The following is a 23,030-nucleotide window of genomic DNA, read 5'->3' on the forward strand; positions in this document are numbered from 1 at the left end:
ACCTTAACCCTTGCCATGCCGAAGGTGGATCGTCACCCAGCCATTGCGCCAGATCGTCCGCACATGCGAGAGGCCCGCACCGCTATAGGCGGCAATCACCTTCCACCGCTGGGCCGCCAGAATTCCCGACAGGATCACCGAGCCACCGTCGGCAAGATTGTTGACCAGTTGCGGCGCCATCTTGATCAGCGGTCGTGCCAGGATATTGGCGATGATCAGGTCGAAAGGACCATGTTGTCCGAAGGCTGTCGAATGAAAGCCGGGAGCCGTGCGGAAATCGATGCCCGTCACGATCTGGTTGCGGCGCGCATTCTCCTTGGCGACACGCACGGCAATCGGATCGATGTCGGTGGCGAGCACCGGCACCGGCAGTAGCTTGCGGACGGCAATCGCCAGCACGCCGCTGCCGGTTCCCAGATCCAGTGCATTGCGCACCTTGCGGGCCCGCACCACCTCTTCGATGACTTCGAGGCACCCCGCCGTCGTTCCATGATGGCCCGTCCCGAAAGCCTGGCCAGCATCGATCTCGATCGCCACGTCATTGAGCTGGACCTTGTCGCGGTCATGCGATCCATGCACCAGGAACCGGCCGGCGCGCACGGGCGTCAACCCTTCCAGCGACTTTGCAATCCAGTCGATCTCCGGAATAATCTCGCGCTCGATGCTGAGATCTGAATACTCTTCGGAGAGCATGGCAGCCAGCCGCTCGCGGATCTCGTCCTCTTCCTCGAACGTCAGATAGATCGACGCTTCCCAGATATCGTTTTTCTCGTCGACCTCGGTGGTGGCGATCGCATAATCCTCCTCCCCGAAGCCGAACGTCATCACGTCGAGCACGTCGTTGGCACGAGTCTCGGTGGTCGTCACATAGAGGCGGATTTCACTCACGGGCGCACGTCCTGTCGATCTAGACTTGAAGGGGTTGCGGTACAACGCAATCGCCGCCAAGGCAACCGTCCAGCCGGCGACAACGCGCCGGTGATCAGCCCTTCATCAGATTTTCAAGCTTCTTCACCGCAGTGTCCGGGTTCTCGCCATAGGCAATCGTGCCCTTGAAGCGGCCATCCGCGTCGAGCAGGAAAATCGAGGCGGTGTGATCCATTGTGTAGTCGCCGTTCGGATCCTTTTCATCCAGCGGCACCTTCTTGGCATAGACCCGGAAGCCCTTGATCACTTCGGCAACTTTCGCAGGATCACCGGCAATGCCGATCACGCGATCTGTCACGTTCGAGATGTACTGGCCGAGAAGCTCGGGGCTATCACGCTCGGGATCGACAGTGACGAAATAGGCCTGCAATCCCTTGGCATCGGGATCAACCTGCTTCATCCAGCCATTGAGTTCGAAAAGCGTGGTCGGGCAGACTTCCGGGCAATGGGTGAAACCGAAGAACAAAGCCGTCGGCTTGCCACGAAAGGCCTGTTCGGAGATGGCCTTGCCATTCTGGTCCACCAGTTCGAAAGGCACTCCGAAGGGGCCTTCGGCGATCTTGTCGCTCGATTGGGTGACGTTCAGCGTCAGCCAGCCCAGCAGACCCGCCATGACCAGCACGCCCGCCCATAAAACCACCCGCAAAGTCCGCATTTCAAAAGTCCTCAACAACAATCGCCATTGATTGAGCCGGATAAGCCGAGCGGCTGCGAAAGGCAATTCAACTCGCCGTCAAATCCGCTGTAAGCGCTGATTTGTCGCAAAATCCGTGTCGGAAACAATTAGAAACAATAGGACAGACCGGTTTCGACCAGGCTGAGAAAAATAGCGGAGCCATACCGCATCCAGCCGATGAAGATCAGGCCGGCAAGAAGAGCACCGGCAAGCCCGATGGCAGCAAGGGGGAGTAGCTTTGAATGGCGCTCTACGGTGATCATAAAGCAAATATAGCGCATCTGTTGCGTTGATAAAACCGGGGATCGGGTTGATCCGCAGGCAAAAATTGACCGAGATCAAGGAAGGCCTTCGCTTTTTGCTGACACATTGCATGTAGGAATGCGTCTTGGGAGGGACAGATGGAAGAGCAGGCGATACACGGCGGCCAGACACCGAAGTTTCGCGTCAACCGGCTTGTGGCGTCCGATATCACCGCCGCGTTCAGGGATGGCTGGCGTGATTTCTGTCGCTATCCTGCGATCGGGCTGTTTTTCGGGACCATCTATGCGCTCGGCGGCCTCTTCATTGCCGTCGTTCTTGTCCACTATCATCTTCCCTGGATGATCATCCCGGTCGCCATCGGATTTCCGCTGATCGGACCTTTCGTCGCCGTTGGCCTCTACGACGTCAGCCGGCGCCACTATCGTGGCGAAGACGTCCGATGGTCGGCGGTCCTCACTGAGGTTTTCCGCCAACGCGAACGTCAGTTGTCGTGGATGGCATTTGTCGTCCTGTTCATTTTCTGGATCTGGATCTACCAGGTGCGTCTGCTCATGGCGCTGTTTCTCGGTTTCAGGATCCCCGCATCTCTGGATGCCTTTGCGCACCTGCTGGTCTCGACGCCGCACGGCCTGCTCTTCCTCGTCGTCGGAACGGTCGTTGGCGCTGTTCTGGCAACCATACTCTTCACGGCGACCGTCATTTCCATGCCGCTTCTGCTCGACTACGACGTCGATTTTGTCACGGCCATGCTGACCAGCATGCGCACTGTTTTGGAAAATCCGCTGCCGATGCTCTCTTTCGGCGCGGCAGTCGCAACGCTGGCGATCCTCGCGCTGGTACCCGGTTTTCTCGGTCTGCTGGTCGTCTTGCCGGTCGCCGGACATGCGACATGGCATCTTTACCGTCGCGCCATCAGCAGAATCTAGGCTCACGACCGGGAATATCGGTGATCCACCGCCGCCCGACAGCATTGTTAGCCGTAGATTAACTAATATTCGGGATTCTTAATACGCGTTGCGATCCCGCCGGATCGCGCACGGACATGAACCGTCCGCCAGGCCGCCAAACCGCCTCCCTGGTCTTCGCATGACATGCTTCCGGCTGGCACACGCCAGCGGAACACGCGCTTGGGGAGACAAATGCTAAATTTCATTTCAGGACAAAGCCTGTCGGTTCGTCAGCGACTCTTGACACTCGGTGTCGCGGCGGTGGTTGGTATCGGTTCGATGCTCGGCGTCGGTTGGTATCAGAATGCCGGACTCGACAGTGCCCTCCGGCGCGCCGTTCAGATGAAGGCCGACGTTGAACGTGTTAACGAGATGCAACTCGCCAACGCCAATCTCGTATTGGCGGCCATGGACACGATCATCGACCGCTCGGAAGGGGCTATCCAGCCAGAGCGCATCGCAATCATCGACACAGCTGTCAATCTTCTTGCCGCGGGCTCGTCCACGCTCAAATCGATTGCCAACGAGGCCGGCGCAGCCTCCGAAGTTGCAAGTTACGACGACGACCTGAAGGCCGTCGCCAGTGCGATCCAGATCGATTTGAAGCGCCTGGTCGAGAATGGCGCTGCAGAAGACGACTATGCCGCCATCGACGATGCGATCGACGGTGCCGGTGAGCGGCTCGGAAATGTCCTCAGCAAGATTGCCACCCTTGGCGGCAAGGAAGTCGAAGAGCGGGTCGGCGAAGCGACAGCCCGCAGCCGCAACGCCCTGTCAGTCCAGCTCAGCCTCGGCGGCATCGCGTTCGTCCTCGTGGTGCTGCTGCAACTGATCCACGGCAATTCCATCGCCAACGGCATTCGCAGCGTTCGGGCGAGCATGCAGCGCATTGTCGATGGCGACTACGATAGCGCCGTCGAGGGAACCGAGCGCAACGACGAAATTGGCGGCATGGCCCGCTCGACTGACATTTTCCGCAGGGCGGCGATCGAAAAGCGGGATCTCGAAACCTCAACCCGTGACACCAACCGACAGAACGAAGCCGAGCGCGAAAGCCGTACCGCCGCGATGGAGGCCGACACCCGCGCATTGAAGCTGGCCGTCGATGCACTCGGCGGCGGACTGATGCAGCTGTCTGAGGGCGACCTCTGCGCCGAGATCAGGGGTCCCTTCCCGGCTGATCTGGAACGTTTGCGCAATGACTTCAACCAGGTCACACTGCGCCTGCGCACCGTCATGGGCGAGATTGCCGCCAACAGCAGTTCGATTCGCGCCAACGGCCAACAGATGCGCAGTGCCGCCGACGACCTCGCGCGCCGCACCGAACAGCAGGCGGCCTCCCTCGAGGAAACCTCGGCCGCCCTTTCCGAAATTACGGCAACCGTCCAGAGCGCGACCCATCGCGCCGAGGAAGCAAGCCATATGGTCGATGACGCCAGGGACTTCACCGAGAAGTCCGGACTGGTGGTCAACGACGCGATGGCCGCGATGCAACGCATCGAGGATGCAACGGGCGAGATCGGAAAGATCATCAACGTTATCGACGAAATAGCTTTCCAGACCAATCTCTTAGCACTGAACGCAGGCGTCGAGGCTGCTCGTGCGGGGGATGCCGGCAAGGGCTTTGCAGTCGTGGCGCAGGAAGTTCGGGCATTGGCCGGGCGCGCTGCCGAAGCCGCCCGCGACATCAAATCCCTGGTCGGGCGTTCGTCTGAAGAAGTCAAAACCGGCGTCGAATTGGTGACCGCAACCGGCGATGCACTGCACCGCATCGGCGAAGACGTTCTCAGAATTAATGAGCACGTTAAGGCAATCGTTACCAGCGCACGTGAACAATCAGTTGGACTGAGTGAAATCAATTCTGCCGTGGGCCAGATGGACCAGGTTACCCAGCAGAATGCAGCCATGGTCGAACAGACCAATGCTGCAAGCCATACCCTGGCGGGCGACGCGGAAAACCTGTCGCGCCTCGTTGGACAATTCCAGGTAGGTAGCGACCAGCCGGTCGCCGCTTACCGCCCGGAGCCGGCCCAGGTCGCCTCCAAACCGAGACCATCTCCTGCAAAGGCCTTGATCGAAAAGGTTGCAGGAACATTCAACCGAACGACTCCGGCGTCCTCAAGCAACGCCGCAGTAGCAGAGCACTGGGAAGAGTTCTAACATGTCTAACGCAATCAAGCAGTCTGGCGCGTATCTGGAAATCGTATCGTTCCATCTTGCAGAGCAGGAATTCTGCATCGACATCATGGCGATCCGCGAAATTCGCGGCTGGGCACCGGTAACGCCGATGCCTCACACCCCGCCATACGTTCTCGGCCTCATCAACCTTCGCGGCGCGGTGATCCCGGTTATCGACATGGCCTGCCGCCTCGGCATGAACATGACCGAACCGTCCGAGCGCGCGGCAATCATCGTCACCGATATCGCCGGCAAGCTTGTCGGCCTCCTGGTCGAACAGGTTTCCGACATGATGACCATTCGTGGCGAAGACCTTCAGCCGGCTCCGGAAATCATCCCGGAAGAGCAGCGCGCATTCTGCCGCGGTATCGTTGCGCTGGAAAAGTCGATGGTCTGCTTCCTCAATCTCGACACGGTCATCGCCGACGAGCTTGCCCAGGCCGCATAAGCCGAACCTCTCTTCCCAGGGACAAGGCCCCGCCACGGCGGGGCCCGCCCCACTCAGATCGTGATGACGCAATCGGCGAAAGCAGGTTGCGATTTTTTGCGTCGGCAGACGCAGCCGCCGTTGGGTCCGCTTATCGCCGACGGCACAATGCGTCCATTTTAATCGGAACATGTCGATCTCCGGGGAGTTCTACAATCACTTCCAAAAGAAAAAACGGAAGTTTCTGCAAGGAAACCAAGGAGAAAGATCATGAATTCTGCATTTCGGATCGCACTCGCGGGTGCCATGACTGTCGCTTCGCTTTCAGGCGTCGCGGTGGCGCAGACTGCCACCCAACCGATGGTGGACACGACAACGACAACCAACTCGACAACCATGGATGCCAATGTCAGCGTGGTCATGCTCGGTAGCCTGAATACCGAAAGCGATCGCGCCAAGTTCGCCGAAATCGAAGCCCTCTCGAAGAACGATACTGCCCGTGCCGAAGCGCGTAGCATGATCGAAGCCGACGCCAATCTGGCGGCTGCCCTGACGGCAAAGAACGTACAGCTGGAAAATGTGGTTCACATCGAAACCGCAGCCAACGGCGGCAAGGTCGTCTACGTTCAGTAATTGGCGGACACCGTATTCAAAAGCGCCCTGGAGCCGCAAGGCTCCAGGGCGCTGTCCGTTTGACACAGGCCCGGTGAACAGATCCTTGCCCAGCCTTGGACACGACCGGACCACTCTGGACGGCGATATTGGGGATCACGCCGCCCGGTCCAGCCCGTCACGTACGTGACAAAGCGTGGATCAAAGCAAAAGTGACCTTCGTCACAGCGACAGACATCTGCGCCGATACACCCTAAAACGGTCGCTCAGTTCGGCTTGCCGTTGACCCAGGTGACAGGCTGGTTGAACAGCGGCACTGTCGAGATCGCCATCTTTGCCGAGCCGTCGACAACTTGGCGCGAATGAATGAGATAGATCAGCGTGTCGTTCTGTTTGTCGTAGATCCGGTTGACCACAAGCGACTTCCAGATGATCGACAGTCCCTCGCGGAACACCTCCTCACCCTCCTTCGACAGTTCGATATCTCCGATCTCGATCGGGCCGGTCTGGCGGCAGGCAATGGAATTGTTCGAGGGATCTTCGAACCAGTTGCCCTTCGATAGCCGATCGATGATCGAACGGTCGAAATAGGTCACATGACAGGTCACGCCCTTGACGCCGGGATCGCTGACCGCCTCGACAATGATGTCATTGCCGACCCAGTCGACCCCGACTTCGCCGACAACCTCCGCGCTGGCCGCAACTGGAGCCAGTGCAAGCGCTGCGGCACCGGCGAGGTTTCGGATGGTCTTTGCAATTGTCATAGGGCTCTCCACTAGCATCTCTTCAATGACTTAATGCAGATCCGCCCCGTTACAAGGCGCGCGCCGATACCTTGCGCACGGAACAGGCCTGATACCCGGTTGCATGCAGGCGCCCCGGGGTCAGCCCGATCATTGCGGCCAGATCGAGGATCCGTGCTGCGCCCATCTCTTCGGCCATGACAATCGAAGCCTGGGCGCAGACCACGGCGTCTTCTGCGGCATTGTGGTGGACAAATCGCATGCCGAGATGCTCGGCCAGAATGTTGAGCTTGTGCGACGGCAGATGCGGCCAGACGCGTTGCGCCATCTTCACGCTGCACAGGTAGGAGAAGGTCGGATACGCCATGCGATAGTCGTCGAGCGATGCACGCCAGACAGAAAAATCAAACGCAGCATTGTGTGCGATCATCGTGGCGCCGGCAAAATCATCGGCAAACTCGTCCATCACCTCCGGAAACGCGCTGGCATCCTCGACATGTTCGGCTCGAATACCATGGATCGCGACATTGAACGGCGAGAACCGCATGCTCCTCGGCCTGATCAGACGCTCCTCGACCCGCACGATCCGGCCCTCCTCGATCCAGGCAAGACCGACGGAGCAGGCACTGCCCCTCTCCTCGTTGGCGGTCTCGAAATCGATGGCGATGGTTTTCAACGGATGCGACTCTTCTCTACGTCAGATCACCTTGTCATAACCGACACCACAAGTGACGCAATCCCGGATTGACGCAGACCTGCCGACAACGCACAGTAAGCGCATGATCGCCAGCCGCTCGACCCATCTCGTGATGATGCTCACCACCGTTCCTTCAGGGAACGTGGATGCTTCGTTGCGCGGCTAGACGGCGTATCGATCACCCCCACGAACCCTGCCGGGATATGCAGGGTTCGAAAAAGTCCCTGCTCCCGAAACATTGAAGGAGAGCAGCGATGCAGCCAGAACCACCGATAAATCCGTCAGCAGGCCCGATCACGCGGGCGCATAGTGTACCAGTCGCGAGCAACGCGCGTTGGCCTTTAGGCCTGGAGATTCGAGCTCAATCAACTGACGATGCAATCGGAATTGCAGAGTTGCAGAGCATGCCCGGCGTCCGCGCCGGAACGCTGCGCCCGCCCTATCCGCGCAGCGAGGATATACGCCGGCTTATCGAGAACCAGTCTGCCACCACCGCTGCCCTGGTTGCGATCCTGGAGGCACGAATCGTCGGCAATGCCGGATTGACGCGATTGGCTGGCCGTCGCAGCCATGTCGGCGAGATCGGTATGGCCGTACATGATAACTATCAGGGCCGCTGCATCGGTCGGGCTCTGCTTGGCGAGCTCGTTGCCATTGCCTTCGACTGGATGGACATCAGACGGCTTGAACTGACCGTCTTTACCGACAATGTCCCGGCGATTGCTCTCTATGAAAGCTTCGGCTTCACACGTGAAGGCACCCTCCGCGCCTACGCATTGCGAGCGGGGAGTTATGTCGATGCCTATGCAATGGCCAGGATAAAAACGTGACGCCACACGAGTGGGACGATGCTCGACACGACGGGCGGGGCAGCTATTCGCTTGCCCCGCCTTCACCATATGCGGCCTTTTGTCCCCAACCCCCTATACTTTCCGGGCTGACACGAGTAGGAACGGCGCCAACATACCCGCAATCGGCGGGCGCGGTGCTTTGGCCCGCAAGAGACACCAATTTCGAAAGTTGACCCCGATGACTGATTTTGACGGCATCGTCCCGGCGATCGCCGAGGCCTTGCGCCAACGTGGCTATGACACGCTGACCCCCGTACAGCAGGCGATGATCGATCCTGATCTCGAAAGCCAGGACGCGCTTGTGTCCGCCCAGACCGGCTCCGGCAAGACCGTCGCCTTCGGCCTGGCGCTCGCTCCGACTCTGCTGGCTGGCGAAAACCGTTTCGGCCGCGCCGGCGCCCCTCTGGCGCTTTGCATCGCGCCGACCCGCGAACTGGCCATGCAGGTCATGCGCGAGCTGGAATGGCTCTACGAGAAGACCGGTGCGGTCATCGCATCCTGCGTCGGCGGCATGGACGTGCGCAACGAGCGCCGTGCACTCGAACGTGGCGCCCATATCGTCGTCGGCACCCCCGGCCGTCTTCGCGACCACATCACCCGCCGTGCCCTGGATTTGTCCGAACTTCGCGCCGTCGTTCTCGACGAAGCCGACGAAATGCTCGACCTCGGCTTCCGCGAAGACCTCGAATTCATCCTCGAAGCCTCGCCGGACGAGCGCCGGACCCTGATGTTCTCGGCAACGGTTCCGCGCTCGATCGCCGATCTGGCCAAGAACTTCCAGCGCAATGCCAAGCGCATCGAGACCGTTTCGGAAAAGAAGCAGCACGTCGACATTGAATACCGTGCACTGACGGTCGCCAATCCCGACCGCGAAAACGCCATCATCAACGTGCTGCGCTTCTACGAGGCACGCAACGCCATCGTCTTCTGTTCGACCCGCGCTGCCGTCAATCATCTGACCGCCCGCCTGCACAATCGCGGCTTCTCGGTCGTGGCCCTGTCTGGCGAACTGTCGCAGAACGAACGCACACATGCCCTCCAGGCCATGCGCGACGGCCGCGCCCGCGTCTGCATCGCGACCGATGTCGCCGCCCGTGGTATCGACCTGCCCGGCCTTGAACTTGTCATCCACGCCGACCTGCCGAACAATTCGGAAACCTTGCTGCACCGCTCGGGCCGTACCGGCCGTGCCGGCAACAAGGGCGTTTCCGCGCTGATCGTGCCGGTCAGCGCCCGCCGCAAGGCCGAACGCCTGCTTGGTGGTGCCAGCGTCCAGCCGACCTGGGCTCTGCCTCCGTCCGCAGACGAAGTGCTCGCCCGCGACGACGAGCGCCTGCTTGCCGATCCGGCTCTGTCTCAGACGATCAACGAGGATGAAGCCCCATTTATCGCGACGCTTCTGGCCCAGCACGGCGCTGAACAGGTTGCAGCAGCTTTCCTGCGTCTGCAGCGCGGCAATCGCTCGGCTCCGGAAGATCTCATCCCGGTCGCCCTTCAGGCAGAGCGCAAGCGCCGCGAAGGCGAAACCTTCGAGCAGCGCCCCACGGAACTGCGTCCGCGCAGCGAGTTCGGCCCGAGCGTCTGGTTCTCGCTGTCGGTCGGCCGTCGCCAGAGCGCCGAGCCGCGTTGGTTGATCCCGATGATCTGCCGCAACGGCAACATTACCAAGAACGAAATCGGCGCGATCAAGATGCAGCCGGAAGAGACCTTCGTCGAAATTGCCAAGAGCAATCTCGAGCAGTTCCTCACGGCGCTCGGCCCCAACAAGGCACTTGAGCGCGGCATCACCGTGACGCAGCTGCCCGGCGTGCCGGACTTCTCCGCACCACCGAAGGAACGCGCAGCCCGTCCGCCGCGCGAAGATGGTGAGCGCCAGTCCTATGGCGACAAGAAGCCTTTCGCGGACAAGAAGCCTTATGGCGATAAGAAGCCCTACGGTGACAAAAAGCCTTATGCGTCCAAGAGCGACAGTGCCGAACGCAAGCCGTACAAGGACGACATGGCTCGCGCCGACGCGGACGTCTGGGGCGCCGCACCGGCAAGGTCCAAGCGTGACGATTCAACTTCGGCAAAGCCCGATTTCAAGAAGAAGCCGAAGGGCGCCTCCAATGCATGGGACAAGCCGGCCAAGTCCGATTGGGCCGGCAAGCCCAAGGGTGACAAGCCCTCCTATGCCGCAAAGGGCGACAAGCCTGCCTACGCCACCAAGCCGAAGTTCGACGATCGTGGCCCGTCGGCAGGACCGAAGAAGAAGACCTTCAAGCCTAAGGGCTGAGTGATCGATGGGGCAGTCAATGCCCCATCCCGCCCCTCCGGGGCACGGGCTCCATCATTGATGGAACAAGCCCCGCCCCTGCGCATTGAGTGCGCGAAGGGGAACAATTTCATATGGCCGCCGACAGCGCTCGACTAGAGACCTCCACGGATATCAACGAATTCCTGACCGGGCTCGCCCGCGGCCTGGCAGGCGCCCTCCTCTTTGCACTGCCTATGCTGATGACGATGGAGATGTGGAGCCTCGGCTTCTATATGGAGCGCGTCCGTCTGCTCCTGCTACTGGTCCTCAACATTCCCCTGCTCGTCTTTCTCTCGCACCGGATCGGCTTCGAGCATACCAACTGCTGGAGCAGCACCATACGGGACGCGGTTGTGGCCTTTGGGATGGGCATCGCAGCAAGCGCGGCTCTCCTGTTGGTCCTTGGCGTCATCACGCCGGACATGCCGCCACGCCAATGGGTCGGCATGGTGGCGATACAGGCGGTACCTGCGAGTATCGGTGCGCTGCTTGCACGAAGCCAGCTCGGCATGGGCGCAGATGACGAAGGCGAGGAAGAGGACGGAAACGCCGGTGAGACCGGAAAGCCGTCCGACGGAGGCAGCTATGTTGTCGAACTCTCGATGATGGCAGTCGGCGCCTTGTTCCTGTCGCTCAATCTGGCACCCACCGAAGAGATGATCCTCCTCGCCTACAAGATGACGCCCTGGCATACGCTTGCCCTCATCGCCATCTCCATGGGCATGATGCACGGCTTCGTCTACGCCCTGTCCTTTCGCGGCGGCCACCGGCTCGAAAGCGGCGTACCCGGTTGGCATGCCTTCATTCGCTTTACTTTGCCTGGCTATCTGGTGGCATTGGCCGTCAGTCTTTTCACCCTGTGGACCTTCGAGCGGCTGGACGACACGGGCGTCACCCAGATTGTCCTGGTCGTCATCGTTCTCGGCTTCCCGGCGGCGATCGGTGCCGCGGCCGCGCGGCTCATATTGTAGGATGATCGCCAATGACCAGGTTGGAGAATAAAAAGGTGGCGAGATCAGGCAAGAGCCCGGATATCGAACGGCTTAAACCACACTGGATCGAATGGCTGACCGGTCTTGTCTCGTCGCTCCTCGTCCTGGCCATCATCGCCTGGGTCAGTTACGAGGCCGTCAATGGCACCGATACCCCTGCAGACTTGCGTGTCGACATCGTATCCGTCGAAAAGACCCGGGCGGCCTGGCGGGTGTTGTTCGACCTAAGCAATAGCGGAGAAACCACAGCGGCATCCGTCGAGGTACGCGGCACCCTGGCCGATCGCGGCCGCCTGATTGAAGAGGCCGCCGTCACCTTCGACTACGTTGCGGCTCGCTCATTGGCGCGTGGCGCATTGATCTTCAGCCAGGATCCGAACAACCACGATTTCAACATACGAGCCGTTGGTTTCACCGAACCATGAGACCATCTGACCGCCTTTCAATTAGGCAGATCACGCCGCACGCCCGGCCTTGAATCGCAACCTGTCGAGCATGCGAGCAATGCCCTCTGAGAGAGTGACCGAGGGCAGCAATCCATATGCCTGCTGCATTCCGGTATCACCGCAGCGATAGAATACGCCTTCCGGTTTGTCGGATAGCCCGGAAACTTTCGGATCCCATCCGATCTGTCGCGCAACCTCCTCCGCGAGGGTGATGAACGAGGTTGCTATGCCGGTCGAGAGATTAAGGCTAGCCCCCGTTGGCAACCGATCCACGGTGCGCCAGACAAAATCCACGCAGTCGGAAATATGGATGAAATCCCGGCATTGCCGTCCGGAGCCCCAGACGAACACCTCGTCCCTGCCCACCTCGGCCATCAGCCGCTGGCAGATCGCGGGAAACGGATAGGCCAGATCCTGATCCTCGCCGTAGCCGCTGAAAGGCCGGTAGGCGATAGCGCGTCCACCATAACGTTCGACATAGAGCTTCATCAGAAATTCGCCGGTAAGCTTCGCCCAACCATAGCTGAGATCCGGAACGCCGAGCCCATCCTCGAAAGAGATCATGTCCTCGCGCAGCTGTCTGTGACCTTGCGCTCTCTGGAGCCCGATCGAATAGGCCGCGCTCGAACTGAAGAAGACGACGCAGCCCGGGCGGGTGGCCGTAGCCCATTTCCACATCAAAGCATCGACCGCAAGGTCTTCGGCCACGCAAAGCGCCTGCGTCTCCATCATCACCCGGCCACCGACAACTGCGGCGAGATGGTAGACATAGTCGAAACGTTCGTCGGTCCGGGCAAAATAGTCGCGGCAATCGGACGACACGAAGGTAAACCGACCTTTTGGCGGAAGCGGCCAGTGCTCGGGAGGCAGTGCCCCGGTCCCCTCGACGAGACTATCGACACAGACGACATCGAGCCCCTCGGACAAGAGACGCGCGCAGAGATGACGTCCGACAAATCCGGCCCCACCGGTCACCAAAGCCCTGGCCATGACATCTTCTCCTCAGTGAACGGATAAACTGGAATTGCCTCTGTAGATATCGACGATCCGCTGACGCCATTCGTCGTTCGACGGCGCAATGCGTTTGCCGTATTCGTAAGCGCCCTCACTCAGGTTGCGCACGAGTGCGTCATTGTCCATCAAGGCGATCTTCTCGGCCAGCGAAGCTGCATTGCCGCTCTCGAACACAAGCCCTGCACCATTGCGGGAGACTTCCTCGGCGATCAGCGCATTGCTGCTTGCGATCACGGGAATGCCGCTCATCACCGCCTCGGCCGCCACGAGCCCGTAAGGTTCGGGCATGCGCGAAGGCATGATGAAGAAACGTGCCTCCGCCGCCATCCGGTTGACTTCGCTATCGTCCAGCCAGCCGGGCACATAACAGTGCGGCAAGGCCGCCTGCATTTCCTGAAGCAAGGGGCCACGCCCGATCAACGTCGCGGTCCGGCCGGTGCTGTTCAGCGCTTCGGCCAGCGTTCGCACACCCTTCTCCCAAGTCATCCGTCCAAGAAAAAGCGCGCGGCTGTTTTCCCATGCTTTCACAGGTCCTGCAGTCAGCGGCTTGCAAGGCGTCCTCAAGGTCTGGAAATGCTGCAAGGCCCCGCCGGTCAGGTGAAGCTCCATATTCTCATGCGCCAGGATGACCTCGACCCGCCCCCAGAATTCCTTGCCGGCAGAAGTCTGGGTCAGCATGCGGCTGACCCGCCAGAGCTTGTGCAAATAGTTCCGCTTGTCGCAATTGCTGGTAAGGCAGCCGAACGACATCGGCTGCTGTCCACAGACGTCACCAGTGTTGAAATTCAGGTAACCGCCGTTCGGACAACTCAGGAAGAAATCATGGGCCGTGACGATGACCCGCGCACCGTGTTTGGCCAGCGCGTGAAAGATCGAAGGCGACAGGATCTGCGACCAGCCATGCACATGAACGACCGTTTTTTCCGCACTGGCAGCCAGGAGCCGGTCAAGCGCCGCATAGGCCTGGCGATTGAAATTCCGGTCGACGACATCGCGGAGATGCACTCCGTCGCGCAGCGGCTTCTCGCCCAGTGCCTCGACCTTTGCCGCAGGGAAATTCCGGCGCACGCCTTCGCCGTCATCACCCACCAGAACCGTGCAATCCAGCCCGGCCGACAGACCTGCCTCGACACATTGCATCGCCACCTTGGTGGCACCGCCCAGGACTACAGAGACATCGTTGATCAGTATAAGCCGCATGACCCGCCGTGGTGCAATCGAGGATAGTGCAAACCAGGAAAGACGGTGCCCGCCCCTGCGGATCGCCATTTCTCTCGTTTTCAAGTTCGATTGACCGCTATTTCAGGGCGTAATTCAACTTATCCTTTTTCACTAGTCGAAGTGGTATTTTGCTCCCGTCGGATCTGTTCCCTTGCTCCGGCTCGGGCCGCTTTCAGCCGCCGATCAAGTCCAGCCATTCGTCTTCGGTCATCACGGCAACGCCCAGTTCCCGAGCCTTGTCGAGCTTGGACCCGGCACCGGGACCGGCAACGACATAGTCGGTCTTCTTCGACACGGAGCCGGCAACCTTGGCTCCCAGTCCCTCGGCCCGGGCCTTGGCTTCATCACGGGTAAAGCGCTCCAGCGAGCCGGTAAACACGACTGTCTTCCCCGCGACCACACTGTCCGTGGCAACTTGTGCCTCAGCGTCGAGCGGTGTCACCTCGTCAAGCAGGCGTTGGACGACCTCAAGGTTTCGCGGCTCCTTGAAGAATTCGACGATCGAGGCCGCAACCACTTCGCCGATGCCATCGATGCTGTTCAGTTCGTTCCAGGCATCGCCGTATCTCGGCGCCGCCGCCTGCATCGCCTCAGCAAAGCTCGCATAGGAGCCGTAGGAGCGCGCCAGCAGCTTGGCGGTTGTCTCGCCGACATGCCGAATACCAAGTGCGAATATGAAGCGCTGCAGCGCAATCTCGCGACGCGCATCGATTGCATCGAACAGCTTGCGCACGCTGACGCGACCAAAGCCCTCGATATTCTCGAGCTTGGTCAGCAATGAACTTTCCTGGCGCCGCTTCAGGGTGAAGATATCGGGTGCCGTGCGAATTGAAAGCGACGGATCCTCGGCTTCAAAGAAGAAATCGACCTGCTTCGTCCCGAGACCCTCGATATCGAAGGCGTTGCGCGAAACGAAATGCTTGATGTGCTCGACCGCCTGGGCCCGGCAAACGAAACCGCCGGTACAGCGTGTAACAGAATCGAGCTTGCCGGTTTTCTCGTTTCTCTCGCGCACGGCATGGCTGCCGCAGACAGGGCATCTTGCCGGAAATGCGTATTTCTCAGACGCTACGGGGCGTTTTTCCAGTACCACGTCCAGCACCTGCGGGATGACGTCGCCCGCGCGTTGGACGATGACGGTGTCGCCAATGCGTATATCATGACCGTCCGGGCGGATGCGCTCGCCACCATTTCCGATGCCTTCGATATAGTCGGCATTGTGCAGTGTCGCATTGGTGACCACGACACCGCCGACGGTGATCGGCTCGAGCCGTGCGACCGGCGTCAGTGCCCCGGTGCGCCCGACCTGGATGTCTATCGCCTGCACCGTGGTAAAGGCCTGTTCAGCTGGAAACTTGTGGGCGGTCGCCCAGCGCGGGCTGCGTGAGCGAAACCCGAGCCGGCCCTGCAGGTCGAGCCGATCGACCTTGTAGACGACACCATCGATGTCATAGTCGAGATCAGCGCGCTGCAGGCCGATGTCGCGGTAATGTGCGATGATTTCATCGACAGAGCTCAGTCGGCGGGTCAAGGGATTGACCGGAAATCCCCAGCTTCGGAACGTCTCGACCATGCCCCATTGGGTATCGGCCGGCATCGTGCTGATTTCGCCCCAAGCATAGGCGAAAAACTTCAGATTGCGGTTCGCCGTTACCTTTGGATCGAGCTGGCGAAGCGATCCTGATGCGGTGTTGCGCGGGTTGACATAGGTCTGCTTGCCTTCGGCCTCCATCTGCGCGTTGAGCGCCAGAAATGCGCTTTTGGCCATATAGACTTCGCCACGCACCTCGACGACATCCGGTGCGCCCGCAGGAAGCTCGGTCGGGATCTCCTTGATGGTCAGGATATTGGCGGTGACGTTTTCACCCGTCGTCCCGTCGCCCCGGGTCGCGGCGGTGACCAGCTTTCGGTTCTCGTAACGCAGCGACATGGAAAGCCCATCGATCTTCGGCTCGGCGGTAAAGGCGATCGAATTGTCCGGCAGCATGCCCAGGAACCGATAGACCGACGCGATGAAATCGGCCACGTCCTCGTCCGAGAATGTATTATCCAGAGACAGCATCGGGCGCGCATGAACAACCTGCGCAAAGATGCCGACGGGCGCTGCGCCCACGCGCTGCGACGGGCTGTCAGTGCGCACGAGCTCGGGGAACTGCGCCTCGATCGTATCATTGCGCCGTTTGAGCGCATCATATTCCGCGTCGGAGATCTCCGGCTTGTCCTTGCCGTGATACAGCGCATCATGATGGGCGATCTCGGCGGAAAGGCGCTGAAGCTCGGCCTTCGCCTGTTCCTCTGTCAGATCCTCGACTGCGATCAGTTCAACGGTCATGGCGCCCTCCGAAAAATTACCTGCCGGTCTTACCCTCGAATCCGGCAGGTTGAAAAGGCTCGCCTCGACTAATCCTCAATCCGATGCAGCCTGACCCTCGCCGTCAGCGGCAGATGATCGGAGGCAAGCCGCGCCAGCGGCGTGTCATGCACGGTCATGTCGGAAATCAGGTCGGCACGGTTCGCCATAATCCGGTCGAGCGACAGCACGGGCAGCCGTGCCGGGAAGCTCGGGATCGGCGGCGGCAAAGGCCCGAAGATGGGCTCCAGCCGGGTTAGCGCCGACCCAGGCCCCAGTCGCCATTCGTTGAAATCACCCATCAGGATGGTCGAACGTTCCTCGCGTGCCTGCAGGATGTCCAGGATCACGTCCGCCTGCTGCCGGCGTGCCCATCGCAACAGGCCAAGATGCGCCGCAATCACCCTCAAACCCGCATGCCCATCGATGTCGATTTCGGCAACCAGCGCGCCGCGCGGCTCAAGACCCGGCAGGGCGATCTGGTGCACGTCACGCACCATACCCTGGCGAAACAGCAGCACATTGCCGCGCCAGCCATGCGATTTCGGTCCGCCGACCACCGGCACCGGCAGCAAGCCGGTCTCAAGCCGAAGACGCGTCAAGTCGAGAAGCCCGGACCTTTCGCCAAAGCGTTGGTCCGCCTCCTGCAACGCGATGACATCCGGCTCGATCTCGCGGATCACCTCGATCACCCGCTCGGGATCGAACCGTCCATCGGTTCCGACGCATTTGTGGACATTGTAGGAGGCGACGGTGATCATCCCGTCTTCGGCCTCGCGCATCGCTGGACCAAACGGTCGCTGACGCCGATTGCGGATCGACGAGATCATTGTCCGCGCGAGACTGCCGTTCGTCTTTTTCATCCCACCATCCGGCTCATTCACAAGCAACACAGCCTGTCGCCCACTACAGATAGGGCGATCCAAGCCAGAGGAAACGTTCAAAAAGCCGTATCAGGAATGGCCTGGCGCGAAGTTCATCGAGAATGACCTCCTCCGCATCCTCCATCGCCGCCGCGATCCGGCTTTCTATTTCACCGGCCACTTCCATGTCGAAGATTTCCATGTCGATTTCGAAATTCAAGCGAAGCGAACGCGAATCGAGATTGGAGGAACCGACAAACACCCACCGACCATCGATGACAGCGAGTTTGGAATGGTCGAACTGACCGGCGGCTCGCAATACCCGGCAGCCATCCTTGAGCACCTGATCGAATTGCGCCGTCATCGCATGGCTGACGATGGCAAGATTGTTGCGCGACGGCACGACGATGTCGACCCGCACGCCGCGACGTGCCGCCGTCGCGAGAGCAGAAATGAGCACGGCATCCGGCAGGAAATAGGGCGACATGATACGGATCGAATGCTGCGCCACCGAAAAGGCGCCGATCAGCATCTTGTGATTGGTTTCCAGATGCGTATCCGGACCCGATACGATGAGCCGGGCGTAAGATGGTTCACCGGCAACCGCACCATCCAATCCAAGCCGCCATTCCGGTCCCTTCAGCACTTCCTTCGTTTCGAAGTGCCAGTCTTCAGCAGCGACGGCCAGGATATCGGCGACAATCGGACCGCTGACCCTGAAATGGGTATCGCGTGCGCCGTCCGGACCGGTAAAGGCGGCTCGAATGTTCATGCCGCCGATAAAGGCGGTGGTACCATCGGCCACCACGATCTTGCGGTGTGTCCTGAGGTTTGCGTAAGGCAACCGAAGCCCCATGATAACCTTGCCGTTGAAGGCGGCGACCGACACACCTGCATCCTGAAGGTAACCGATGATGCTTGGCACACTGTAACGGGCACCGACCGCGTCGATCAGCACCCGCACGGCCACCCCGCGCTTGTGGGCAGCGATCAGGCAATCAGCAACCTTGAGGCCGATCGGATCGCGATCGAAGATATAGGTTTCCAGAATAACGCTGCGCTCGGCGGACGTGATCGCTTCGCAGATGGCGGAATAGGTCTCCTCGCCCGTGCCAAGCAAAAGGACACGATTGCCGGAAGAAAGCGGATGACGCGCCACCCGATCACCCAGCGTCTTGAGCGACGCCATCTCGGAACCGAACTGCGCGGCGATCACATCCCCGGCCACCCCATAGGAAGAGATGCTGCGCCAGAGTTCGTCGAGCCGGAGCGCTCGTCGCGAGGTGAGCGAGGCGCGACGGATACGATTGATGCCTGCCACGGCATAGATCAGCGCCCCGATCAGCGGCGACAGCACGATCACGCCAACCCAGCCCAGGGCTGAGCGAACCTCGCGTTTGGTCATGGTTGCATGCACCGCGGCCACTGTGCCGAAAACAATCGACACGGCGGCAAGCAGATGGGGCCAGTAGGTGATCAGAAGGTCGAGCATGGTTGCCGGAGCGAAACAGCTTTCACAGTCGAATGCAATGGCAATCGCCGGGCGCAGGCATCGCTCATGCCTCGCCGGCCAGAAGCTTGGCTGCCGCCGCCCGCGCCTCGTCGGTAATCGAGGCGCCTGCCAGCATGCGGGCGATTTCTTCCTTGCGATGGTCCGGTTCCATGATCGCGACCCGTGTCGCAATCTTGTCGCCGGCATCGCCCGCCGGTCCCTTGGAGATCAGGAAATGCGTCGCCGCGCGCGCGGCCACCTGCGGTGCATGGGTGACGGACAACACCTGCACCCTGCTCGACAGACGTTTCAGCCGCTGGCCGATGGCATCGGCCACGGCACCACCAACGCCGGTGTCGATTTCGTCAAAAACCAGCGTGGGGGCCGATCCGCGATCTGCCAGCGCGACCTTGAGCGCCAGCAGGAAACGGGACAGTTCGCCGCCGGAAGCAACCTTCATGATCGGACCCGGCCGGGTGCCCGGGTTTGTCTGCACATGGAACTCGACTGTATCGATACCCTCGGCCGTGGCGGCCTCCGCGTCGCTCGTCACCTCGACCATGAATTTGGCCCGCTCCAGTTTCAGGGCCGGCAATTCCTGCATGACCGTGTCGCCCAACGCACTCGCTGCATTGTGGCGCTTGGCGGAGAGTTGGACGGCCAGGTGATCGTAATGTGCCCGTGCTTCGGTCACAGCCGCCTCAAGCTGCCCCAGGCGCTCCTCGCCCGCATCGAGATCGGCAAGGTCGGTCACCATTTTTTCCGCCAGCGCCGGCAACCCCGTAACGGCGACCGAATACTTTCGGCCGGCAGCGCGCAATGCGAATAGGCGTTCTTCGACCCGCTCCAGTTCACGCGGATCGAATTCCGTACGCCTTAGCGCCGCCTCCACCTCCATCTGCGCGCTCGATAGCGTGTCGAGCGCGGAGCCAAGCAACTGCACCGTTTCTTCCAGCAGGCCCGGCGCCTCATGGCTCTTGCGCTCAAGCTTGCGCATCAGCGCGGCGATATGCGGAACCGGAGATGCGTTGCCGTTGAGAAATTCGGAGGCTTCGGAAATGTCACCCGCGATGCGCTCGGATTTCTGCATCCTCGAACGACGCTCCGCAAGCTCGTCCTCTTCGCCATCCTGCGGTGACAGAGCTTCCAGCTCTTCGACCGAGGCACGCAGGTAGTCCGCCTCGCGCGCGGCCGCCTCGACCTTGGCCTTGTGCGTCTTGAAGCTGCGTTCCGCGTCGCGCCAGCGGCGATAGCTTTCGCCGAGCGTCACCGCCTCGTCGGAAAGACCGGCAAAGGCATCGAGAAGCATGCGGTGTGCGTCCGTGTCGATCAGCGCACGGTCGTCATGCTGGCCATGGATCTCAACCAGCAACTGGCCGGCCTGGCGCATCAACTGAACACTGACGGCCTGATCATTGATGAAGGCGCGCGTGCGGCCATCGGCAGACTGGATGCGGCGGAAAATCAGGTCGCCGTCGTCATCGACGCCATTGCCGCGCAACAAGGTGCGAGCAGCATGGCTGCCATGCACGTCGAAAACGGCCGTGACCTGCCCCTTGTCTTCACCGTGACGGACGAGCGAACCATCACCCCGCCCGCCGAGCGCGAGCGACAGACTGTCGAGAAGGATCGATTTGCCAGCTCCCGTTTCACCGGTCAGGACCGACAGCCCGGCCTCGAATGCAAGATCCAGCCGCTCGATCAGAACGATATCGCGGATCGATAACTGGACCAGCATGGGCTCAAGATCTCACTTGACGGACGGTGGCAACAGATAGTGGTTCTCAGCTACCGGTCAGGAATTTGCGACCGGCGCGTGCGATCCACGAACCCTCATTTTCGCGCGGCTCGACACCGCCGCTCTGCAGCAGCTTGTAGGAGTCCGCATACCACTGGCTGTCCGGATAGTTATGTCCGAGAACGGCCGCAGCGGTCTGTGCTTCCTGTACGATACCCATGGCGAAATAGGCTTCCACGAGACGTGCGAGCGCTTCCTCGATCTGGTTCGTATTGGAGAACTCCTCGACCACGACGCGGAAGCGCGACACGGCAGCGAGGTATTCCTTGCGTTCCAGATAGTAGCGTCCGACCTGCATTTCGCGACCGGCGAGCTGGTCGCGGGCAAAACGGATCTTCGCCTGTGCGTCATCGACATATTCCGAGTCGGGATATTCGTCGACAACGCGCTGCATCGCCTCGATGGTCTTTTGCGAAGCCTTCTGGTCCTGCGTGACGTTGGCGATCTGCTTCCAGTTGGAAAGACCGACCAGATACTGCACGTAGGCCGAATCCTCAGACTTCGGATACAGGCTCATGTAGCGATTGCCGCTTGCGATGGAATCGCCGTAGCGACCGAGGCGATACTTGGTGAAGGTGCTCATCACCAGCGCCTTGCGCGACCACTCGGAGAACGGGTGCTGGGCATCGACAGCGTCGAACTTGCGTGCCGCTTCGCTCATGTTGCCCGCCTTGATATTGGCGAGACCCTGATTGTAGAGAACATCCGGCGGATCGGTTTCGGTGGCCAGCTTGGTGATGTCGATGTCAGGATCCGATTGGCAACTGGCGAGCACGCCTGCCAGCGACATCATCACGCAAAGGCTGGCGACACGCGCGGCTTTCTTCACAACGACCGATCCTACTTGACTCATTCCGAAAGATCCCGATTGCAGCGCCGCCTTAAAAGTCGTCGCTTTCAGATGGCGTTTCTAGCCACAAAAGACGTATGAGGGCAACGCAGTGATGGCGATTTAGCGCAATTTTGTGGCGACGTACGAAGAAAGTTCCAATTCGACCGGTTCCAGCCTCAAAAGCAAAGGCGCCAGCCCGCACGAAGCGGAACCGGCGCCCAAATCATTCAAACGACTTTAGAATCTCGAACAGGATGCTTACGCGGTCCACGGCGCGAATTCGAGTGCCTGAACCGGAACGAATTCGCGCGCACGTGCCCGCAGGCTGCGCGACGGCGCCTCGACCACCTCGTAGGCGGAAGCATCGCTCAGCAACGCCTTCAGCGCGTTTGCATTCAGCTTGTGGCCACCGCGATACGAGCGGTAGCAGCCGATGAACTGGGCACCGGCCAGCGCCAGGTCACCCACGGCATCCAGCGTCTTGTGACGAACGAACTCGTCCTCGTAACGAAGGCCTTCGACATTGATCACGGCATCGTCGTCAGAAATGACGACGGAATTCTCCAGCGACGACCCCAATGCAAACCCTGCGGCCCACAAACGTTCGACATCACGCATGAAGCCGAAGGTACGAGCGCGCGACAGTTCGGCCTTGAATGTCTCTGCCGTCAGGTCACCCTGCCACTTCTGGCGACCGATCAACTTGCTGTCGAAGTCAATTTCGACTTCGAAGCGCGTGCCATCGTAAGGGAGGAACTCGGCCCATGAAGCTCCGGCCTCGATGCGAACCGGCTTGATCACACGGATATAGCGTCGCTTCACGCCCAGATTGGTGATCCCGACCTGCTCGATGGCATCGATGAAGACTTCCGAGCTTCCATCCATGATCGGCATTTCTGCGCCGTCGACTTCGACGATGAGATTGTCGAGGCCCAGCGCATACAGCGCCGCCATGACATGTTCGATCGTCGCGATCGAACGGGTCGCCGACGTACCCAGCACCGTGCAGAGATCGGTATTGCCGACATGGGCCGAGACGGCGCGATATTCGCTTGTCGAGCCGTCACCATGCTGGCGGCTGAAAACGATGCCCGTACCGGCTTCCGCCGGCAGCAGGGTAATCGTCACGTCACGACCGGAATGCACACCAATACCCGTGACAGAAAGCGGAGCCGCGATCGTCGTTTGAAATCCGAGCAAAGCAATTGCCATTCCGAATGCCTTATCTGACTTGGCGCTCGCCGTCGTAGGAAAGCTCATGCACCAATTGGTCTTCTCTGAGGGCTTGGGCAGCCCTGTTTCCTATTCATACATACGGAGGTAGCAGCCCCAAGCCAAATCACTGTTTCTTTCCGACTGTAACGAAACTATCGAATTGAAAAAGCACAAGAAAAAGCACACGCA

At 60.3% G+C, this 23,030-nt stretch carries 21 protein-coding genes; 8 read left to right on the forward strand and 13 right to left on the reverse strand.

Annotation, left to right across the window (positions count from 1 at the left end; translation table 11 throughout):
• Window positions 1–3: 3 nt before the first annotated feature.
• From IM739_RS14690 to IM739_RS14700, 3 genes are all read right to left on the reverse strand, one after another.
• Window positions 4–888 carry a 50S ribosomal protein L11 methyltransferase gene (locus tag IM739_RS14690; RefSeq protein WP_237368449.1) on the reverse strand — a complete coding sequence of 295 codons (885 nt, stop codon included), beginning with the start codon at window positions 886–888 and terminating at the stop codon, window positions 4–6.
• A gap of 94 nt (window positions 889–982) precedes the next feature.
• Window positions 983–1,582, reverse strand: a complete 600-nt coding sequence (locus IM739_RS14695) for an SCO family protein (RefSeq protein WP_237368450.1) — start codon at window positions 1,580–1,582, stop codon at window positions 983–985.
• Window positions 1,583–1,710: 128 nt separating this feature from the next.
• Window positions 1,711–1,866 (reverse strand): hypothetical protein, encoded by a 156-nt coding sequence (locus IM739_RS14700; RefSeq protein ID WP_237368451.1) that lies wholly within the window; start codon window positions 1,864–1,866, stop codon window positions 1,711–1,713.
• Window positions 1,867–2,004: 138 nt separating this feature from the next.
• Here IM739_RS14700 and IM739_RS14705 point away from each other — a divergent pair, with 138 nt between their 5' ends.
• The 4 genes from IM739_RS14705 to IM739_RS14720 all read left to right on the forward strand — a co-directional run bounded on the left by IM739_RS14705 (window position 2,005) and on the right by IM739_RS14720 (window position 6,052).
• Complete coding sequence (locus IM739_RS14705) at window positions 2,005–2,793, forward strand: DUF2189 domain-containing protein (RefSeq protein WP_237368452.1); 789 nt, start codon at window positions 2,005–2,007, stop codon at window positions 2,791–2,793.
• A gap of 213 nt (window positions 2,794–3,006) precedes the next feature.
• Window positions 3,007–4,974 (forward strand): methyl-accepting chemotaxis protein, encoded by a 1,968-nt coding sequence (locus IM739_RS14710; RefSeq protein ID WP_237368453.1) that lies wholly within the window; start codon window positions 3,007–3,009, stop codon window positions 4,972–4,974.
• A gap of 1 nt (window position 4,975) precedes the next feature.
• Window positions 4,976–5,440 carry a chemotaxis protein CheW gene (locus tag IM739_RS14715; RefSeq protein WP_007602076.1) on the forward strand — a complete coding sequence of 155 codons (465 nt, stop codon included), beginning with the start codon at window positions 4,976–4,978 and terminating at the stop codon, window positions 5,438–5,440.
• Window positions 5,441–5,689: 249 nt separating this feature from the next.
• The gene (locus IM739_RS14720; RefSeq protein WP_237368454.1) at window positions 5,690–6,052 is read left to right on the forward strand and encodes a hypothetical protein; all 363 of its coding nucleotides are present in this window, start codon (window positions 5,690–5,692) and stop codon (window positions 6,050–6,052) included.
• A gap of 245 nt (window positions 6,053–6,297) precedes the next feature.
• Here the strand turns inward: IM739_RS14720 and IM739_RS14725 are convergent, their stop codons facing one another.
• A complete protein-coding gene (locus tag IM739_RS14725) occupies window positions 6,298–6,795 on the reverse strand; it encodes a CreA family protein (RefSeq protein WP_237368455.1) in 498 nt (165 codons plus the stop codon).
• 49 nt (window positions 6,796–6,844) lie between these two features.
• The gene (locus IM739_RS14730) at window positions 6,845–7,450 is read right to left on the reverse strand and encodes a 3'-5' exonuclease (protein ID WP_237368456.1); all 606 of its coding nucleotides are present in this window, start codon (window positions 7,448–7,450) and stop codon (window positions 6,845–6,847) included.
• Window positions 7,451–7,725: 275 nt separating this feature from the next.
• On the opposite strand from IM739_RS14730, the gene IM739_RS14735 reads away from it, so the two are divergent.
• The 4 genes from IM739_RS14735 (at window position 7,726) to IM739_RS14750 (ending at window position 12,035) form a co-directional block, all read left to right on the forward strand.
• Window positions 7,726–8,301, forward strand: a complete 576-nt coding sequence (locus tag IM739_RS14735) for a GNAT family N-acetyltransferase (protein WP_237368457.1) — start codon at window positions 7,726–7,728, stop codon at window positions 8,299–8,301.
• Between the two features lie 199 nt (window positions 8,302–8,500).
• Entirely contained in the window at window positions 8,501–10,597 is a 2,097-nt protein-coding gene (locus IM739_RS14740) for a DEAD/DEAH box helicase (RefSeq protein ID WP_237368458.1), read from the forward strand.
• Between the two features lie 113 nt (window positions 10,598–10,710).
• A complete protein-coding gene (locus tag IM739_RS14745) occupies window positions 10,711–11,589 on the forward strand; it encodes a TIGR02587 family membrane protein (protein ID WP_237368459.1) in 879 nt (292 codons plus the stop codon).
• 11 nt (window positions 11,590–11,600) lie between these two features.
• Window positions 11,601–12,035, forward strand: coding sequence for a TIGR02588 family protein (locus IM739_RS14750; protein WP_237368460.1), 435 nt, complete (start codon window positions 11,601–11,603; stop codon window positions 12,033–12,035).
• A gap of 30 nt (window positions 12,036–12,065) precedes the next feature.
• On the opposite strand, the gene IM739_RS14755 is transcribed toward IM739_RS14750, so the two are convergent.
• The 8 genes from IM739_RS14755 to lpxC all read right to left on the reverse strand — a co-directional run bounded on the left by IM739_RS14755 (window position 12,066) and on the right by lpxC (window position 22,838).
• Complete coding sequence (locus IM739_RS14755; protein WP_237368461.1) at window positions 12,066–13,046, reverse strand: NAD-dependent epimerase/dehydratase family protein; 981 nt, start codon at window positions 13,044–13,046, stop codon at window positions 12,066–12,068.
• A gap of 12 nt (window positions 13,047–13,058) precedes the next feature.
• Entirely contained in the window at window positions 13,059–14,270 is a 1,212-nt protein-coding gene (locus IM739_RS14760; RefSeq protein WP_237368462.1) for a glycosyltransferase family 4 protein, read from the reverse strand.
• Window positions 14,271–14,463: 193 nt separating this feature from the next.
• The gene (gene ligA, locus IM739_RS14765) at window positions 14,464–16,623 is read right to left on the reverse strand and encodes an NAD-dependent DNA ligase LigA (protein ID WP_237368463.1); all 2,160 of its coding nucleotides are present in this window, start codon (window positions 16,621–16,623) and stop codon (window positions 14,464–14,466) included.
• A gap of 68 nt (window positions 16,624–16,691) precedes the next feature.
• Window positions 16,692–17,504 (reverse strand): endonuclease/exonuclease/phosphatase family protein, encoded by an 813-nt coding sequence (locus IM739_RS14770; RefSeq protein WP_237368464.1) that lies wholly within the window; start codon window positions 17,502–17,504, stop codon window positions 16,692–16,694.
• 43 nt (window positions 17,505–17,547) lie between these two features.
• Window positions 17,548–18,996, reverse strand: coding sequence for a phospholipase D-like domain-containing protein (locus IM739_RS14775; protein WP_237368465.1), 1,449 nt, complete (start codon window positions 18,994–18,996; stop codon window positions 17,548–17,550).
• 64 nt (window positions 18,997–19,060) lie between these two features.
• The gene (recN, locus tag IM739_RS14780) at window positions 19,061–20,734 is read right to left on the reverse strand and encodes a DNA repair protein RecN (RefSeq protein ID WP_237368466.1); all 1,674 of its coding nucleotides are present in this window, start codon (window positions 20,732–20,734) and stop codon (window positions 19,061–19,063) included.
• A 46-nt stretch (window positions 20,735–20,780) separates the two neighbouring features.
• Window positions 20,781–21,587, reverse strand: a complete 807-nt coding sequence (locus IM739_RS14785) for an outer membrane protein assembly factor BamD (RefSeq protein WP_442981138.1) — start codon at window positions 21,585–21,587, stop codon at window positions 20,781–20,783.
• A 297-nt stretch (window positions 21,588–21,884) separates the two neighbouring features.
• Window positions 21,885–22,838: a UDP-3-O-acyl-N-acetylglucosamine deacetylase gene (gene lpxC / locus IM739_RS14790; protein WP_237368467.1), complete on the reverse strand. Its 954-nt coding sequence runs from the start codon at window positions 22,836–22,838 to the stop codon at window positions 21,885–21,887.
• Window positions 22,839–23,030: the final 192 nt, after the last annotated feature.

Source organism: Rhizobium sp. SL42, assembly GCF_021729845.1.
Classification (GTDB): domain Bacteria; phylum Pseudomonadota; class Alphaproteobacteria; order Rhizobiales; family Rhizobiaceae; genus Allorhizobium.